The organism is Salarchaeum japonicum, assembly GCF_049705945.1.
In the GTDB taxonomy this organism is placed as follows: Archaea; Halobacteriota; Halobacteria; order Halobacteriales; family Halobacteriaceae; genus Salarchaeum; species Salarchaeum japonicum_A.
The window spans coordinates 720,430-736,840 of the sequence record NZ_JBNAMV010000004.1; the positions used below are offsets into that span (position 1 = coordinate 720,430).

The following is a 16,411-nucleotide window of genomic DNA, read 5'->3' on the forward strand; positions in this document are numbered from 1 at the left end:
GAAGGTTCGTCGCGCGGAGCCGCGGGCCGGACGGGCACGCGACGAGCGCCAGCGAGAGCGTCGTCCGCCCGCGCAGCGTCACGCGGTCGGAGACAGCCACTGAAGACGGAAGCCGACAGACTCGTCGGTCGATGCCGTGGCCGGTACGAACACGGACTGTTCGGCCGAGCGAGAGGCGGGTGTCGGCGGGGAGCACGAGCGTGAGTGTTCGCGTCGCGGCCGCTCTGGGTGGTGCGGGGTTCGAGGTTTCGGTCAGGTCACGTGCGGCGTCGCAGACGCGGTCCGCAGCGGCACTCGCGGCCGCGAGTGCGCGGTCGGCGCGGGCGTCCTCGATGGCAGGGAGTGCGGCCGCGACCAGCGCGGCAGCGACGACAATCGCGACGAGCGCACGAACGGCGTTCACAGGAACGCTCGGACACGCTCGCGGATCGACTGCGTCTCCGACGACTTGTCTTCCGGAGGTTCGGTGTCGGGAACGGGATGCGGGAAGTCAGCCGCTCGCGCCGGCCGTGGGGCGTCCTGCACCGACCGTGGGTCGTCTCGCGTCGGTCGGGGGTCGTCTCGTACTGACGCGTCGGTAGCATCGCGTGCGGTATCTCTCGGCGGCGTTCGGTCGAGTTCGCCGACGTGTCCGCGGACGGCCTGGAGGTCCGCGTCGAGGTCGGCGAGCGCGCGCTCCACGCGGTCGAGTCGCGTCTCGATTGCGTCGATGCGCTCGGCTGTCGCGGTGTCGATCTCGGGGAGTTCGTCGGCGTCCGTCAGCGCGCGTTCGACCGCTCGGACGCGGTCGGCGAGCGAGGTCGTGTCCGGCATACGGTGAGGTGGCCGCGGCTTCCGGTTTCAACCCTCGGCGCAACCTTGAAGGCGTCAGACGGAGAGCATCCGTTCATGAAGGCCGCCCTCGTCGGCGTCGGCCAAGCCGGCGGTAAACTCACCGAAGCCCTCGTCCGAAACAACCGCGAGAACGGCTACGGAGCCGTTCAGGGCGCGTTGGCCGTCAACACCGCGCGCCAGGACCTCACCCCGCTCGACATCCCGACCCTCCTCATCGGCCAGAGCGTCGTCAGCGGTGACGGCGTCGGCGGCGAGAACGAACTCGGCGCGGAACTCATGGAAGAAGACACGCGCGAAGTCGTGAACGCCCTCGACGGCACCATCACGAGCCGCACCGAAGCCGTGTTCGTCGTCGCCGGTCTCGGCGGCGGCACCGGCAGCGGCGGCGCACCCGTCCTCGTCCGCGAACTCAAGCGCGTCTACGACATCCCCGTCTACTGCCTCGGCGTCCTCCCCGGCCGCAACGAAGGCGCGCTCTACCAGGCGAACGCCGGCCGCAGCCTCAAAACCGTCGTCCGCGAAGCCGACAACACCCTCCTCGTCGACAACGACGCCTGGCACGCCAGCGGCGAATCCGTCACCGATGCCTACGCCGCCATCAACGACACCGTCGCCCACCGCATCGGCCTCCTGCTCGCCGCCGGCGAAGTCACCGACGGCGTCGCCGAATCCGTCGCCGACTCCTCCGAAATCATCAACACCCTCCGCAACGGCAGCATGGCCGCCATCGGCTACGCCAACGCCGACGCCAGCCCCGACCCCGAAGAAAACATCAACGTCGTCACCAGCACCGCCCGAAAATCCCTCCTCACCGGCATGAGCGTCCCCGAAACCACCGACGCCGACGCCGCCCTCGTCATCGTCGCCGGCCACCCCGACCGCATCCCCCGCAAAGGCGTCGAACGCGCCCGCCGCTGGATCGAGGACGAAACCGGCAGCACCCAAGTCCGCGGCGGCGACTACCCCCTCGAAAGCGACCAAATCGCCGTCCTCGTCCTTCTCTCCGGCATCACCCGCTCCCCCCGCATCGAATCCTTCCTCGACCGCGCCCGCGAAGCCGCCAACACCGACCCCGAACCCGAACCCGCAGAAGCCTTCCAGAACGACGACCTCGACGGACTCTTCTAAGGGACTTTTTTACTGCGGGGGGTTCGCTCCGCGAACCCCCGCTTGCAAAAACCTCCACTAAAAACTCCCGAGCGCGCTGGCGGCGCGCTCGGTGCAGCATCGGAACGACCCTCCGCAACGCACCGCCCCCGCAACGACCACCGCGCCGTGCCGCACAACACCGCCCCGTACCGCGTCGCGCCGTTATAGGAGTGTTTTACCGTCGAAGCCGCTCGTGTCGTAGTCGATGTCGAGGAGGTCGAGCATCGTGGGTGTGAGGTCGTAGAGGCTGGCGGCGTCAGTTCGGAGGCCGGGTTCATCCGTGACGAGGAGGGCGTCGTCGAAGGTATGCATGCCCGTTCGGTGACCGGTCTCGAACACGTCGCGGCCGTTCCTGAAGCCCGCTTTGAGGTCGAAGCCGTCGTTCGGGATGGCGACGAGGTCGGGCGCCATGTCGTCGTGTGCACCGTCGAACGCCGCTTCTTTCTCGACGACGCGGTCGACGACGGGCGTGCCGTCCGGTCCGGTGAACTCGCGGATGGCGGTCGCGAGTTCGTCCCGGACCGTGTGGTACTCCGATTCGGGGACGTTCCCGCGCGGTTCGCGGCCGTCGAGGTTCAGGTAGAACCGACCCGGGCTGAACGAGTACGCGCGAGTGTCGTCGCTGATGTCCGCGAGCGTCTCCGGGTCGTCGCTCTCGTAGTCGAGCCAACCCTCGCGCTGGAGCCACGCGTTCACGGACACCTCGTAGTCGAGTCCCGTGAATCCGTGGTCGGACGCGACGATGAGCGCCACGTCGTCGGGGAGACTGTCGTGGAGCGCGCCGACGTACCGGTCGAGTTTCTCGTAGAATTCGAGGAACTCCTGCTTGTACTCGCCGTCGGTGAGGTAGTCGCGGTAGAGGAAGTGGTTCACGTGGTCGGTCGCGGTGAACACGCCGCAGAAGAGCGCCCAGTCGTTCGCGTCGACGAAGTGGTCGAACGCCTCGTAGCGCGCGTCCAGCGTCTCGTGCGCGTTCGCGAGGAAGTCGGACTTGTCGTCGCGGTGGCCGAGCTTCGCGTTCGTCTGCAATCGATAGCCGATGCCGTCGAGGTATTCGGCGACCGCGGGTGGATGTGCGGCCTGGTCGACGCTCGGCGAGAGGAACCCCGACACCATCCGCTGGACGTCCTGCTGGGGCGGCGCCGTGACCGGGACGTTCAGGACGGTTGCGTTCCGGTCGGCGGCGGCGACGTAATCCCAGACCCGGTCGGTCTGCACGTCGCCACCCATCGGTACGTACGTCTCGTACGTCCCGGTCTCTCGGTCCTGAAGCCCGTACACGCCCGTCCGTCCCGGGTTTCGTCCGGTGGTGAGCGCGGGCCAGCACGCGAGTTCGTCCGGCGGCGTGACGGAGTCGATGATGCCGGTGCTGCCGGCGTCCGCGATGGCGGTGAGGTTCGAGAAGACGTCCGGGTGCTGGGCGACGAGGCTCGCCGGCACTCCGTCGAGACCCAAGAACGCGACCCGTGGCGCGCCGCCACCGAGGCGGTCGAGCAATCCCATACCCGACCTTTGCGCGGCACCGTCAAGAAACTTCTCGGACCCGACTCGCTCGACGGCGTCGGCGCCGCCCTACTCGTTCGCGTCGTCAGCGCCGTCAGCGCGGTCCGCGTCGTCCGTCTCGTCCTCGTAGTTCATCGGAACGACCGTGACGTGCTGGATTCCCACGGACTGTTTCGCTGCCATATTCGATGGGTGGGACCAAACACACCTAAAATTACCCATAGGCATAACGCATCAGGTGTCGGTGGGTGGATGCGCGAGAAGAATAGCGACGGAGAAGAAAGCGGAACGCGCGTTAGGCGAAGTTCTCCTCGTAGAGGTCCTGGGAGTGCTCGATGGCGTCCTTCGCGGCCTGCTTGCCCTGCCAGCCGAGCACTTCGACTTCCTTGCCTTCTTCGAGATTCTTGTACGTCTCGAAGAACTCCTCAATCTCCTCCTTCTTCTGGGCGGTGACGTCCTCGATGTCGTCGATGTGGTCGTAGCGGGGGTCCTCGACGGGCACCGCGATGACCTTGTCGTCCTTCTCGCCGTCGTCGTCCATCTCCATCAGGCCGACGGGGCGTGCCTCGATGACGCAGCCGGGGAACGTCTGGTCCTTCACGAGCACGAGCACGTCGAAGGGGTCCTCGTCGTCGTAGTACGACTGCGGGATGAAGCCGTAGTCGGAGGGGTAGTGGACGTTCGAGTGGAGGACGCGGTCCAGCATCACGCCGGGGATGTCCTTGTCGTACTCGTACTTGTTCCGCTCGCCCTTCAGGCACTCCACGACGGCGTAGATGACGTCGGGCGCGTCGGGGCCGGTTTCGAGGTCTTCCCAGAGGTTCGTCATGTGGATTCGACTGTGTTGAGTGGCCTAAAGGGCCTTTCGCATCGCTTCCGGCCGTTGAAACTCTCGACGGCGTGAGAAGCGTTTAAATAGAGGGATGACATGTGTCTCGGTATGTCAGAGGCACAACGCGCGGTGCGTCAGAACGCCCGCGATCTGACTGCGTTCCAGAAGAACATCCTTGTCGTACTCGCTGAGGAGGCCCGCTACGGTCTCGCCATCAAGCGTGAGCTCGAAGACTACTACGGAGAAGAAGTCAATCACGGCCGGCTCTACCCGAACCTCGACGACCTCGTCAATAAGGGCTTCGTGGAGAAGTCCGAGCTCGACAAGCGCACGAACGAATACGCACTCACCGACGACGGCTTCGAGGCCGTCCTCGACGACATCGAGTGGACGCTCAGCAAGTTCGTCACCGACGACGACCGCGCCGCGACCGTTCGCGACCTCGTCGACAACTAAGCCGGATACGGTTTTTCCGCTATTTCGAACACCGCGCGCAGCGACCGCTCCAGCGCGTCTCGCTGTTCGTCGGTCGGCCAGACGTTCCGCGGGTAGTACTCCTGCTCGAACTCCCGGAGTTCCGCCTCTGTCGCGGTCTCCATGCGCCGCGAGTAGTGGTTGCCCATGAAGTCCGCGAACGCGCGAGCGTTCGCCGCCTCGGCGTCCCCGTACGCCTCGCGTACCGATTCGACGAGGCGGCGGTTGTGTTCCTCGACCGACTCCCACTCCTCGGCCTCGCCGCCCCGCGAGAGCGGGCGTTCCGCGGCGCGGTCGGTGTCCTCGATACGCTCCACGCGGACCGTGCCGTCGTCGAGCCACTCCGTGGGATAGCAGACGAGCGTGTCGCCGTCATCGTCCTCCCGAACGCGTGCCTCGTAGTCGTGTTCGGCGAGGAGTCTGTCGCGGCGCTCGCGGTACGCGGCGGCCTCCTCGTCGTCGCCGACGCGGCGCGCGAGCCGAGTCAGGCGTTCCGCCTCGTCCACGGCGTCGTCCGGAGCCTCACTCATGGTCGAGCGCCTCGTTCGCGAGGTCGTCGGCGCGGTCGTTCACCTCGCGCGGGACGTGCGTGAGCGACCAGTCGTCGAACCGGTCGAGCAGTTCGCGCACCCGGACGCGTTTCTCCTTCAGCGTCGGGTCGTTCGTGTTCCACGCGCCCGTCACCTGCTTCACGATGAGCTGGGAGTCCCCCCGAATTTCGACCTCGTCGAACCCGTAGTCGGCGGCGGCTTCGAGTCCGGTGATGAGCGCGTCGTACTCGGCCTGGTTGTTGGTCGCACGGCCGATGCGTTCGCCGCCCTCCGCGACGATGCCGTCGCCGGAGACGAGCACCCAGCCGACGGCGGCGGGCCCGGGGTTCCCGCGGCTCGCGCCGTCGAAGTAGACGTGCACGCGGCCCGCGTGGTCCTCGATGACGGCGGTGATGTCCGTGGGGGTCGCGCCCTGCACGACGACCTTCTCGTCGTACGCGACCGCGGTCGCGTCCCCGAGGCTCGCGCGCCAGCGTTCGTGATCGGTGTTCCCCTCCTCGACGGACGCACCGGCCTCCTGGAGGCGGTCGCGGGCGTCGTCGGGGTCGCAGTCGATGACCGGCATTCGCCCGAATCGTGGTGGCTGGGGCGTAAACGCGTTGCGTGTTCTCCGCACCCGCGACCGGTCAACGTGTAAATTAGTCGGTGATTTTATGTGAAATACTACCACACACTGTACGTACGATGACCCGCCCCACTCGCGAGCGGGAGCGCACCGACACCACGGAGACCCCGTCCGACGTGCGAACCTGCCCCGAGTGTACATCGGAATCGCTCGTTTTGAACGCGGACCGCGCCGAACTCGTCTGTGAGGACTGCGGCCTCGTCGTCGAGGACGAACAGATAGACACCGGCCCGGAGTGGCGGGCGTTCAATCACTCGGAGCGCCAGGAGAAGTCGCGCGTGGGCGCGCCGACCACCCAGACGATGCACGACAAAGGGCTGACTACCCAAATCGACTGGAAGGACAAGGACGCCTACGGCCGTTCGCTCTCCTCCGAGAAGCGGAGTCAGATGCATCGGTTGCGGAAGTGGCAGGAGCGGATTCGGACGAAGGACGCCGGCGAGCGCAACCTCCAGTTCGCGCTCAGCGAAATCGACCGCATGGCCAGCGCGCTCGGCGTGCCCCGCAGCGTTCGCGAGGTCGCCTCCGTCATCTACCAGCGCGCGCTGAAGGAGGATTTGATTCGCGGGCGCTCTATCGAGGGCGTGGCGACGGCCTGCCTCTACGCCGCCTGCCGCAAAGAGGGCATTCCACGAAGCCTGGAAGAGATTTCGGAGGTGTCCCGGGTGGAGCGCAAGGAGATCGGTCGGACGTATCGCTACGTCGCGCAGGAGTTGGGGTTGGAGATGAAGCCGGTTGACCCGAAGAAGTACGTGCCGCGGTTCGCGAGCGAACTCCAGTTGTCCGGGGAAGCCCAGGCGAAGGCGAACGAGATTATCGAGGAGACGGCCGACCAGGGATTGTTGTCGGGGAAGTCACCGACGGGGTTCGCGGCGGCCGCGATTTACGCGGCGTCGCTGTTGTGTAACGAGAAGAAGACCCAGCGCGAGGTCGCGGACGTCGCGCAGGTCACCGAAGTCACCATCCGCAACCGCTATCAGGAGCAGATAGAGGCGATGGGGATTCACGGCTAGACGGGTGTGTTAGGCGGACCGAAGGGGTTTTTGCCGCGTGATAGAAATGACGGGCCATGAGTAACGCGTGGCGGAATTGGGACCACGTCCTGAAGGTCGACCCGGACAAGTCGCTCGTCGACGGGGAGACGTTCGAGGACGTGTGTCGAACCGGGACGGACGCCATCGAAGTCGGCGGAACGCTGGACGTGACCTCGGAGAAGATGGAGCGCGTCATCGACGCCTGCCGCAAGCACGACGTGCCGCTCTACCAGGAGCCGTCGAACCCCGCGGTCGTGGTGGACGACGAGGCCCTCGACGGGTATCTCGTTCCTATCGTGTTGAACGCGGGCGGCGTGTCCTGGATTACGGGCGCGCACAAGGAGTGGGTGCGCATCGACGACGTGAACTGGGAGAAGACGACGACCGAGGCGTACATCGTCCTGAACCCGGAGTCGAGCGTCGCGGAGTTGACGGACGCGCAGTGTGAGCAGACGCCGGAGGACGTGGCGGCGTACGCGACCGTCGCGGAGCGCATGCTCGGCCAGGACATCGTGTACGTCGAGTACTCGGGGACGTACGGCGACCCGGACGTCGTGGGCGCCGCGCACGACGCGCTCGACGAGGCGACGCTGTTCTACGGCGGCGGCATCGGCGGCTACGACGCCGCGTACGAGATGGGCGAACGCGCGGACGTGGTCGTCGTCGGCGACCTCCTGCACGACGAGGGCTGTGACGCCGTTCGCGAGACCGTCGAAGGCGTCAAAGACGCACACGGAAAGACTATCGACGCCTGACCACCCCACGCTTTTGGTGGAGATTTTGCGAAGCGCGACAGCGCGAGCAAAAGGTCCGCGTCAAAGACGCACACGGGAAGACCATCGACGCCTGACCGCCCCACGCGTTTACTGGAGGTTTTGTGGCGGTCTTGCGAGTGCTCTCGTCGGTCCGGGTCACGGCGTCGTCCTGAAACGTTTATCCTTGGGGGCGGCCGAGTGAGAGAGGATGAGAGACGGAGCGCGCGCGTTCGTCCCCGGGCACGTCACGGGGTTGTTCAGTATTCACCGCGACGACGACCCGGCGCGGGCGGGGTCGCGGGGCGCGGGACTGACGCTGACGGACGGCGTGACGGTGTCGGTGCGGCCGGCCGACGAGTCCGTGGTGCAGTTGAACGGCGAACGCGCGGACGTGCCGGCGGTCGCGGGTGTGCTCGACGCGCTCGGCGTGACGGCGCGCGTGGAGGCGGAGACGCCGCTGCCCGTGGGCGCGGGGTTCGGCGTGTCGGGCGCGATGGCGTTGGGCGCGGCGTACGCGGCGAACACGGTGTTCGACTGCGGGCGCTCGGAGAACACGCTCGTCCGGTTCGCGCACGCGGCCGAGGTCGACGCGGGCACCGGCCTCGGGGACGTGGTGGCGCAGGCGCGCGGCGGCGCGCCGATTCGGGAGGACCCGGGCGCGCCTCCGCACGGTCGGCTGAACGGCGTGCCGGAGACGGCGCGCGTCGAGTACGTCTCGTTCGGCGGGCTCTCCACGTCGGAAGTGCTCTCCGGGGACACCGAAACGCTCTCCGCGGCGGGCGAGCGCGCGCTCGACCGACTGCTCGAAACGCCGACGCTCGACCGGTTCGTCGCCGAGTCGCGGACGTTCGCGGCGGACGCGGGCCTGCTGACCGACGACATCGAGTCGGTCGTCGCGGACGTGGTGGACGCGGGCGGGCGGGCGTCGATGGCGATGCTCGGCCGGACGGTGTTCGCGCTCGGTCACGGGCTGACGGACGCCGGATACGACGCCGAAGCCTGCCAAATTCATCCGGCGGGCGCGAGGCTCCGGTAAACGGCTCTTTTTTTGCCGGGGCGGGCGTGAGAAGTGGTATGAGCGACGTGGACGTCCCGGAGGACCACCCGCGATACGAGTCCCTCCTCACCCGGCATCGCATCGAGGAGGGCGTCGAGAAGGGTATCACGAGCAAGCAGGGCCTCATCGCGGAGGGTCGCGGTGAGGCGTTCGACTACCTGCTGGGCGAGGAGACGACGCCGAGCGCGGACGCGGCGGCGCGCGCGGCGGCCGCACACCTCCTGCTCGCGGAGCATCCCGTGCTTTCGGTGAACGGGAACGTCGCCGCGCTGGTCCCCGGTGAGATGGTCGAACTGGCGGACGCGGTGGGCGCGGACCTCGAAGTGAACCTGTTCAATCGCACCGAGGAGCGGATGCGCGCCATCGCCGAGCACCTGCGCGAGCACGGCGCGAGCGATGTGAAGGGGCTCGCGGCGGACGCTCGAATTCCGGGGCTTTCGCACGAGCGCGGGAAGGTGGACGCGGACGGCATCGGGGCCGCGGACGTGGTGCTCGTGCCCCTAGAGGACGGCGACCGCGCGGCGGCGCTCGCGGAGATGGGGAAGACCGAGATCGTCGTGGACCTGAACCCGATGAGTCGGTCGGCGCGGAGCGCGGCCGTTCCAATCATCGACAACATCATGCGCGCGGTGCCGAACGTCACGCGACACGCCCGCGGCCTCGCGGACGCGAGCGACGCGGAGCTCCGCGAAATCGTCGAGGAGTTCGACCGCGCGGCGGCGCTCGCGGACGCGGAGCACCACATCCGCGAGGGTGTGTCCGACCGATAGAACTACGTTGTTTTAGGCAGACCTAAATCGTATGTGTGGTGTGACGCTCGCCGCCCTCCGGCGGCAACTGGACACTCTCGCGACCGACGGTCCCTACCGCGTCGCCTGCCTCGACACGGGCGAGCAACCGTATCCGGTCGCGGGCCGGCAGTACCCCGACCGAGAGACCGCGCGGGACGCCGTGGACCTCGCGACCAGGTACAGAAATCGGCTCGCCGCGTACGACCCGCGCGCGCCGACCTACGACCTCGCCGTCGAACACGGTCGAAACCGCGGCGGCGAACCGCTCCGAGAGGCCTGCGGACGGCTCGCGGGCGCGCTGTTCGACGCGCTCGGGGACTGCGGCGAGACAGACGTGGAGCGCACGATTCTCGACACCTACCTCGCGGCCGCGAGCGACACCACCGACCCCGACTCGCTCGGCGTCGCGCTCCTCGACACCATCGCGGGCGTGCTGGACGACGCGCTCCCGCCCGCGCGCCAGCAGGCCGTCGTCGCGCGCGCCACCGACCACCTGCCCGACACCACGGACGCGGCCGCCGCGCTCGACGCGCTCCGCGCCGGGTCGCTGCTCTCCGGATACGCCTACCGCTCTCGCCCCGAACAACTCGACCTCCGCCTCGACGGCTACGCGTTCGACGCGGCCGACGAGCGTCTGCCGACGCTCCCGCTGACGGTCGCGCTCTCCCGCACGGACCGAACGGTCGCCGTCACCGACGCCCGCCGAACGCGCTCGGGTGACTGGCGGCTGTCCGTCTCGCTCGCCGCCGACGTCCCGCGCGGCCTCGCGCGAGCCGCGGTGACGCCCTAATCGAGGAGCTTTCGGGCGGTTTCGGCGACCGCGGGCGCGGACTCGCCGAGCACGTAGAGCACGGGTTCGATGCCGAACCCGCCCGTCTGGTAGAGCACGGTCGCGTCCGGCCGGTCGGCGAGCGCGTCCGCGACGGCCGCGGACACGTCGTCGTACTCCGCGTCGAACTCCGCGGTGACGTGGCCCTGTTCTTCGAGCGCGGCGACGATGTCCGGGTCGTATCGGAGGTCGAGCGCGGCCGTCGCTGCGCTTCCGTTCGCGCGCGCGGCAAGCAGGACGCTCGCGACGTGCTCGGAGACGCCGAACGCGGGCTCTCCCGGCACCTCGATGCGCCCCATCACGTCGAAGATGCGTCCCGGGACGCCCGCCACGTCCTCCACGGAGTCGGCGTCCGGCAGACACTCCACGAGGTTCGACCCGACGTTCGGCACGAGCGTCGCGAACCCGCTCGCGTGTTCGATCGCGCGGACGCCGCGGCGGACGCTGGAGCGCACGCGCTCGCGGGCGAGGAGTTCGCTGTCCGGGTCGTGCACGCGGAAGTCGCCCTCGTACTCCGCGAGGTCGGGGACGGCGTCCTCGTGCAGGCGGGCGAGCACGTCCCCGCGCGCCTCCAGTTGACGAATCAAGACCTCGGCCTCGACGAGCGCCTGCACCGTGCTCATGTCGCCGGACGCCAGTCCCTCGCCGACGCGCTCCACGAGGTCCCGCACGCGGTCGTCGTCAGCGAGTTCGGCGTTTCGCGCCACGTCCCCCGTCGCGTACTTCGACACCGCCGACTGGCTCACGCCGAGCACGTCCGCGACCGCCTGCTGGGTCAATCCCCGTTCCCGGAGGTCGGCCGCGAGCATCGACCGGAACGTGGGGAGGAACTCCTCCACCACAAGCTCCTCGACGAACTTCACTGCTCGCCCCCGAACTCGCGGTCGCCCCGAATGCGGGACGCCTGCGGACCGCCCTGGTCTTGGTACTTGGAACCGCGCTCGCTCCCGTACGGCCTGTCGGCGCGACTCGTGAGCTCCGTGAACACGAGCTGACTGATGCGCATCCCCGGGCTCAACGCGACCGGCGCTGTTCCGAGGTTAGAGAGCTCGAGAGTTATGTTTCCACGGAAGCCCGGGTCGATGAAGCCGGCAGTGTTGGAGAGGAAAACACCGCCGAAGCCGCCGAGGAAGTTCTCCACAGGCTTCCCACGCGGTTGGACTTCGAGGTCGTACGTCGTCTCCACACGGTCGGTCGCTTCGACGGAGACAACGCGGTCGAACAGGACGTTCGCGTCGAGGATGTCGTCGAGGCGTGAGACGTCAGCGCCGTGTTCGGCATAGCAGTCGCGGAGTTCGCGGAGTGTTCCGCGTTTCACCGTGTCGTACGCTCCGTTTTCGACGTTCGAGATGCTCGATTTCGAGGAGCGTCCGAGCGCGTCTGCGGTGTCAGCCATCGTGAGACCGGTATCGTTCCGTAGTTCACGAAGGAGCGCGGACGGGTTCGGAACGTACTGGCCGCGCTTGTGGGCGTTCCGATAGAAGTCCACGCTCCACTCGTCGCTCTCCGCGTCGTTGTCGCGCTGTCGGTGATACGTGGACGTCGCGTACCCGAGACGGCTCCCGAGATACGTCGCACGGTCTGCGAGTTCCTCGTTCGCCGTGTAGAGCGTGTCTCGTTCCTCCCGTCGATGTCCGTCCCCGTAGATGAGGCCCTCGTAGAACGCTTCGACGACTCGGTCGGGCCAGTTCCAGAGGCGGTCGGGAACGTTCTTCTCCGAGCCGGCACCGGCGAGCGCGCGGAAGATACGTGACCAGAGCGCGGAACAAATGGTCAACTGATGTATCCCGTTCGTGGTCTGCGACCACGACAGCGGCGTGTCGTACTGGTCGAACCAGTCTGCGACGCGCTCAAGCGGCGCGCGGTTCTTCTGTCCGAGAACGACTTGTTTCCGCCGCGCGAACCCTTCCGCGACGTAGAACCCGAGAAGCCACCCGAGGTCGGGAGTGACCGGAAGCGAGCGCGGGAGTCGGGTGTCGCTCTGCTTGAATGTGAGTTCCGCGTTCGCGGGAACGGTGGTTCGTTTCGTGGCGGAGAGCGGCGCGCTGTCCCGTGACTGGTAGTGACGCTGTGATCCGCGCGGGATGTCCGCCCAGTCGACCACGCCGACGCCGTCGGTCGCGTACACCGTGATGTCGTCAGTGTCGTCGTCAAGAAGGTTGAGAAGGTCGAGTTCCGTCTCCGTCCCGCGCGCGCTCGGAAGGGTTCCCGGAACCATCACGAACTCGTCCTCTGCGTCCTCGCTCTTGACGCGGGTGGTCTCTCCGTGTTCGTCAAGCGTGAAGACGTTGTGGTCGGCGGTTACGCGCACCTGTCTCCCCGAATCGAGCGTGACTTCGTAGATTCGCTTCGCGGGATTGGTGATGAAATCCGTGATTTCGAACGTCCGAACGCCGAGCGTGTCGGGGTCGAACGAAACAGCCCGCGCGTTCGGTTCGTTCTCGATGACGTCGCCTATCTCGTGGAATCCGAACCCGTCCTCGGGCGTCCAGAGAAACAGTTGTTCGTCCGCAGGGAGCGATGCATGCACCACGACCGCGAGCCGGCCGAGGCTGGACCGGCCTTCGACTTGTGCGACGAGGTCCGAGGGGACTTCGACGCGTTCGTGCGTCGTCCCGAGCACGAAGTCGCCGGGGTGGAGGATGAACTCCCCGTCCTCCTCGACGACGGTTTCGGTGACGTAGTCGTCGACTTCGGTCTCGTCGTTCGGGTGGATGCAGGGGATGTTCGCGCGCTGGAACTCCAGGAACTCGCGGCCGAGGCGTACGTCGATGCTCGCGGGCTGAATCTGCAGGTCGGGGTCGTCGAGCGGTTCGACGACGAGGTCGCCGGCCTCCAGTCGGTCGAGGAGGTCGGCGTCGGAGAGTATCATACCGGTGTCTGGACGCCCGGGTCCTAATAGGTTTCAGATGAGGCCGAGCAGCCAGCCGCCGTATGCGGCCAGGAACCCGAGCGCGCCGGTGGCGAGCGTGTCGGTGTCGTAGACGGCGGCGAATCCGTGTGCGTAGACGTATGTCTGCCAGCCGGCGACCACGAACCCGATACCGACGCTTCCAAGCGACGCGCCGGAGAGCGTGGTGCGGAGCGCGGCGACTGACGTACCGCCTGCGGCGCCGAGCGTGCCCGCGGCGAGCGCGAACCCGAGAACGGACGTGAGCGCGCCGGGGGCGGTCGCCCACGTGGCGACGGTGAGCGCGGGACCGACGCGGCTCCGGTCACCGAGGAGGGCGTCCGCGACGACGGTGATGAGGAGAACCGTGATGACCCAGCTGACGACGCCGAGGAGGACTGTGAGGAGGAGGGGCGGGAGGAGGGTAGCGAACGCCGGCGCGTCGTCGATTCGGCTGACGAGGATGGCGGCAGTCGCGACGACGGCGAGGACGAGGGCGACCGCGGCGACGGCGAACGCCCGAAGCGCCGGTCGGAGGTGGAAGCCGTTCGACTCGAAGTACGCGCGGGGTCGGAGGAGCGGCGTCCGGGGACTGGAAGCCATGCGGTGAAATGTCCAGTTTTCAAAATAAGTCTGTCGTGCGAACGGGCTGTGAGTCGTAGCGGCTTTGATGCGTCCGCGACACCACACCCTATGAAGCAAGCCATCGTCGTGCGCGCCGACCTCGGGATGGGGACGGGGAAGGTCGCCGCGCAGGCCGCGCACGCGTCGCTGCGGGCGTTCGAGTACGCGGACGACAACGCACAGCGAGCGTGGAAGCAGGGCGGGCAGAAGAAGGTCGTGCTCAAGGCTGGCTCGGAGCGCGAACTCTACGAACTGAACGAGGAGGCGAAAGCGGCCGGCCTCCCGTCGGCGGTCATCGAGGACGCGGGGCACACGCAGGTGGAACCGGGGACGCCGACCGCGCTCGCCATCGGGCCCGCGCCGGAGGCGGACGTGGACGCGATAACGGGCAACCTCTCCCTGTTCTGATGGCGGACGCACATCCGCTCGAACGCGCGGTCGGCGTCGAGCGCTACGCGAGCGAGACGGCGGGAACGGGCGGCCGCCTCCGCGACGCGCCCGGGGACTTCCGGGTGCGCGAAATCGAGGACTTCGACGCCGAGCCCGGGAGCGAGAGCGCGGGCGACTACCCGCACGTCGTGCTGCGCGCGACCCTCACCGACTGGGACACGAACGGGTTCGCGCGCGAGCTCTCGAACCGACTCGGAATCAGTCGAGAGCGCGTGAACTGGGCGGGCACGAAGGACAAGAACGCCGTCACCACCCAGTTGTTCACGGTGCGCGGCGTCGACCCCGAGGACGTGCCCGCGGTTCGGGACGCCGAGGTCGAGGTCGTGGGGCGCGCCGGCCGCAATCTCCAGTTCGGCGACCTCGTCGGCAACGAGTTCGAAATCACCGTCCGAGACCCCGACCACCCCGAGAACGCGGACGCGATTACGGACGAACTCGCAGCGTTCGGCGGCCGGTCAGGAGACGGCGAGTCGTCGGAGTCCGGGCGTCCCGTCGGGGTTCCGAACTTCTTCGGCCAGCAGCGCTTCGGGAGCTATCGCCCGGTCACGCACGAGGTCGGTCTGGCAGTGGTTCGCGGGGACTGGGAGGACGCCGTCATGGCGTACGTCGCGAACCCGAGCGAGCACGAACCCCCGGAGACGCAGGCGGCGCGCGAGTTCGTCGAGGAGACCCGGGACTGGGGCGCGGCCATCGAGGAATTCCCCGGACACCTACGGTACGAGCGCACCGTGTTGAATCGACTGGCGGAGAACGGCGGGCGCACCGAGGACGACTTCCGAGAGGCGCTGGAGACGTTCCCGTCGAACCTCCAGCGGTTGTTCGTGCACGCGGCGCAGTCGTACGCGTTCAACCGCATCCTCTCGGAGCGGATGGCGCGCGGGCTGCCGTTCCACGAGCCGGTCGAGGGCGACGTGGTGTGTTTCGCGGACACCGACGCGCCCGGCGACCTCACGATTCCGGACCCCGACCGCTTGCAGCACGCGACCGCCGAACGGGCGGACGTGTTGGCCCGGCACGCCGAGCGCGGGCGGGCGTTCGTCACCGCGCCCCTCGTGGGAACCGAAACCGAGCTGGCGGACGGCGAACAAGGCGACATCGAACGCGAGGTGCTCGCCGACCTCGGCATCGAACCCGCGGACTTCGACCTCCCGGGCGAGTTCCACTCGACGGGGACGCGGCGCGCGATACTCGTCCGGACGAACGTCGACGTCGAACGCGACCCCCTGACGTTCACGTTCGCGCTCCCGAAGGGCTGCTACGCGACCGTCGTCCTCCGCGAGTACCTCAAGACCAGCCCGCTCGACCTGTAGGCAGTCCCCGCGCGGATACCTACGCTTTTCCCGGGTCGGGCCGTTCAATCGAGTATGTCCGAGTATCCAGTTACCGACGAACTGCCGGACGCGCCGTTCCACACGACGGGCGTCGACCACATCACGATGATCGGGTCGAACGAGGAGGACACGATAGAGTTCTACCGCGACCTCCTCGGGATGCCGCTCGTGCTCCGGCAGCCGAACCTCGACGACCCGAGCCAAACACACTTGTTCTTCGACGCGGGCGACGGCCGCATCCTCACGTTCTTCGTGAACGAGGACCGCGACTCGAACGCCCAGCCGCACCGCAATCGCGTCGGGTCGGTTCACCACATCTCGGTCTCCATCGACCCCCACGAGTTCGAGACGGTGATGGAGAGCCTGGAGGACGCCGGGCACGGGTTCAACGTCTTCGACCGCGGCGTCTTCCACTCGCTCTACACCCGCGACCACAACGGACTCGTCATCGAACTCGCGACGGACAAGTACGAGATTCCGGACGACCGCCGCGCCGAAGTGCTCGCGAAGACCCAAGAGATTCGAGAGGCCGACGGTTCGGACTACGCGGAGGCCGAACACCTCGAAGAAGCCCTCGAAGCACTCGGACTGGACGCGGAACCCGTGGAGTTGCCGGACGCGCCGACTGGCGCGGGCGTCTGAGGACCGTTCTGGTTTTACGGACATCCGCCATAGGCTGAGG

The 16,411-nt window shown here is 67.8% G+C and carries 18 protein-coding genes and 2 pseudogenes; 10 read left to right on the plus strand and 10 right to left on the minus strand.

Going from position 1 to position 16,411, the window contains the following annotated elements; translation table 11 throughout:
* Positions 1 to 34 precede the first annotated feature (34 nt).
* Positions 35 to 403, minus strand: a pseudogene (locus ACOZ4O_RS05530) (DUF7311 family protein); the annotation flags it as partial.
* Positions 400 to 813 (minus strand): DUF7310 family coiled-coil domain-containing protein, encoded by a 414-nt coding sequence (locus tag ACOZ4O_RS05535; RefSeq protein WP_424524320.1) that lies wholly within the window; start codon positions 811 to 813, stop codon positions 400 to 402. The gene ACOZ4O_RS05535 and the pseudogene ACOZ4O_RS05530, both read right to left, overlap by 4 nt.
* A gap of 75 nt (positions 814 to 888) precedes the next feature.
* Here ACOZ4O_RS05535 and ACOZ4O_RS05540 point away from each other — a divergent pair, with 75 nt between their 5' ends.
* A complete protein-coding gene (locus ACOZ4O_RS05540; protein WP_424524321.1) occupies positions 889 to 1,962 on the plus strand; it encodes a tubulin/FtsZ family protein in 1,074 nt (357 codons plus the stop codon).
* 183 nt (positions 1,963 to 2,145) lie between these two features.
* Here the strand turns inward: ACOZ4O_RS05540 and ACOZ4O_RS05545 are convergent, their stop codons facing one another.
* Together ACOZ4O_RS05545 and ACOZ4O_RS05550 are read right to left on the minus strand one after the other, a co-directional pair.
* Positions 2,146 to 3,486, minus strand: coding sequence for an alkaline phosphatase family protein (locus tag ACOZ4O_RS05545; protein WP_424524322.1), 1,341 nt, complete (start codon positions 3,484 to 3,486; stop codon positions 2,146 to 2,148).
* A 295-nt stretch (positions 3,487 to 3,781) separates the two neighbouring features.
* Positions 3,782 to 4,315 (minus strand): inorganic diphosphatase, encoded by a 534-nt coding sequence (locus ACOZ4O_RS05550; RefSeq protein ID WP_424524323.1) that lies wholly within the window; start codon positions 4,313 to 4,315, stop codon positions 3,782 to 3,784.
* A 111-nt stretch (positions 4,316 to 4,426) separates the two neighbouring features.
* Between ACOZ4O_RS05550 and ACOZ4O_RS05555 the strand changes: the two genes are divergently transcribed.
* Positions 4,427 to 4,774 (plus strand): PadR family transcriptional regulator, encoded by a 348-nt coding sequence (locus ACOZ4O_RS05555; protein ID WP_424524324.1) that lies wholly within the window; start codon positions 4,427 to 4,429, stop codon positions 4,772 to 4,774.
* Here the strand turns inward: ACOZ4O_RS05555 and ACOZ4O_RS05560 are convergent.
* Together ACOZ4O_RS05560 and rnhA are read right to left on the minus strand one after the other, a co-directional pair.
* Positions 4,771 to 5,322: a DUF7108 family protein gene (locus ACOZ4O_RS05560; RefSeq protein WP_424524325.1), complete on the minus strand. Its 552-nt coding sequence runs from the start codon at positions 5,320 to 5,322 to the stop codon at positions 4,771 to 4,773. The two genes, ACOZ4O_RS05555 and ACOZ4O_RS05560, sit on opposite strands and share 4 nt — an antisense overlap.
* Complete coding sequence (gene rnhA / locus ACOZ4O_RS05565) at positions 5,315 to 5,908, minus strand: ribonuclease HI (protein WP_424524326.1); 594 nt, start codon at positions 5,906 to 5,908, stop codon at positions 5,315 to 5,317. The genes ACOZ4O_RS05560 and rnhA overlap by 8 nt, the downstream gene beginning before the upstream one ends.
* A 119-nt stretch (positions 5,909 to 6,027) precedes the next feature.
* Between rnhA and ACOZ4O_RS05570 the strand changes: the two genes are divergently transcribed.
* The 5 genes from ACOZ4O_RS05570 to ACOZ4O_RS05590 all read left to right on the plus strand — a co-directional run bounded on the left by ACOZ4O_RS05570 (position 6,028) and on the right by ACOZ4O_RS05590 (position 10,395).
* A complete protein-coding gene (locus ACOZ4O_RS05570; protein WP_424524327.1) occupies positions 6,028 to 6,981 on the plus strand; it encodes a transcription initiation factor IIB in 954 nt (317 codons plus the stop codon).
* Positions 6,982 to 7,037: 56 nt separating this feature from the next.
* Positions 7,038 to 7,757 (plus strand): phosphoglycerol geranylgeranyltransferase, encoded by a 720-nt coding sequence (locus ACOZ4O_RS05575; protein WP_424524328.1) that lies wholly within the window; start codon positions 7,038 to 7,040, stop codon positions 7,755 to 7,757.
* Positions 7,758 to 7,965: 208 nt separating this feature from the next.
* Positions 7,966 to 8,793: a pantoate kinase gene (locus tag ACOZ4O_RS05580; RefSeq protein ID WP_424524329.1), complete on the plus strand. Its 828-nt coding sequence runs from the start codon at positions 7,966 to 7,968 to the stop codon at positions 8,791 to 8,793.
* 38 nt (positions 8,794 to 8,831) lie between these two features.
* Complete coding sequence (locus ACOZ4O_RS05585) at positions 8,832 to 9,584, plus strand: 4-phosphopantoate--beta-alanine ligase (protein WP_424524330.1); 753 nt, start codon at positions 8,832 to 8,834, stop codon at positions 9,582 to 9,584.
* 31 nt (positions 9,585 to 9,615) lie between these two features.
* A complete protein-coding gene (locus tag ACOZ4O_RS05590; protein ID WP_424524331.1) occupies positions 9,616 to 10,395 on the plus strand; it encodes a DUF7551 domain-containing protein in 780 nt (259 codons plus the stop codon).
* Here the strand turns inward: ACOZ4O_RS05590 and ACOZ4O_RS05595 are convergent.
* The 4 genes and pseudogenes from ACOZ4O_RS05595 to ACOZ4O_RS05610 all read right to left on the minus strand — a co-directional run bounded on the left by ACOZ4O_RS05595 (position 10,392) and on the right by ACOZ4O_RS05610 (position 13,927).
* A complete protein-coding gene (locus ACOZ4O_RS05595; RefSeq protein ID WP_424524332.1) occupies positions 10,392 to 11,297 on the minus strand; it encodes a thiamine-phosphate synthase family protein in 906 nt (301 codons plus the stop codon). The two genes, ACOZ4O_RS05590 and ACOZ4O_RS05595, sit on opposite strands and share 4 nt — an antisense overlap.
* Complete coding sequence (locus ACOZ4O_RS05600; RefSeq protein ID WP_424526148.1) at positions 11,294 to 12,967, minus strand: dCTP deaminase domain-containing protein; 1,674 nt, start codon at positions 12,965 to 12,967, stop codon at positions 11,294 to 11,296. The genes ACOZ4O_RS05595 and ACOZ4O_RS05600 overlap by 4 nt, the downstream gene beginning before the upstream one ends.
* Positions 12,953 to 13,306, minus strand: a pseudogene (gene dcd, locus ACOZ4O_RS05605) (dCTP deaminase); the annotation flags it as partial. The gene ACOZ4O_RS05600 and the pseudogene dcd, both read right to left, overlap by 15 nt.
* Before the next feature lie 33 nt (positions 13,307 to 13,339).
* Positions 13,340 to 13,927 carry a YIP1 family protein gene (locus ACOZ4O_RS05610; RefSeq protein WP_424524333.1) on the minus strand — a complete coding sequence of 196 codons (588 nt, stop codon included), beginning with the start codon at positions 13,925 to 13,927 and terminating at the stop codon, positions 13,340 to 13,342.
* A 90-nt stretch (positions 13,928 to 14,017) separates the two neighbouring features.
* Between ACOZ4O_RS05610 and pth2 the strand changes: the two genes are divergently transcribed.
* The 3 genes from pth2 to ACOZ4O_RS05625 are packed head-to-tail and all read left to right on the plus strand — an operon-like array spanning position 14,018 to position 16,371.
* Positions 14,018 to 14,356, plus strand: a complete 339-nt coding sequence (gene pth2 / locus ACOZ4O_RS05615) for a peptidyl-tRNA hydrolase Pth2 (RefSeq protein ID WP_424524334.1) — start codon at positions 14,018 to 14,020, stop codon at positions 14,354 to 14,356.
* A complete protein-coding gene (gene truD, locus ACOZ4O_RS05620; protein ID WP_424524335.1) occupies positions 14,356 to 15,708 on the plus strand; it encodes a tRNA pseudouridine(13) synthase TruD in 1,353 nt (450 codons plus the stop codon). Before pth2 ends, truD begins: the two co-directional genes overlap by 1 nt.
* A gap of 54 nt (positions 15,709 to 15,762) precedes the next feature.
* Complete coding sequence (locus tag ACOZ4O_RS05625) at positions 15,763 to 16,371, plus strand: VOC family protein (RefSeq protein WP_424524336.1); 609 nt, start codon at positions 15,763 to 15,765, stop codon at positions 16,369 to 16,371.
* Positions 16,372 to 16,411: the final 40 nt, after the last annotated feature.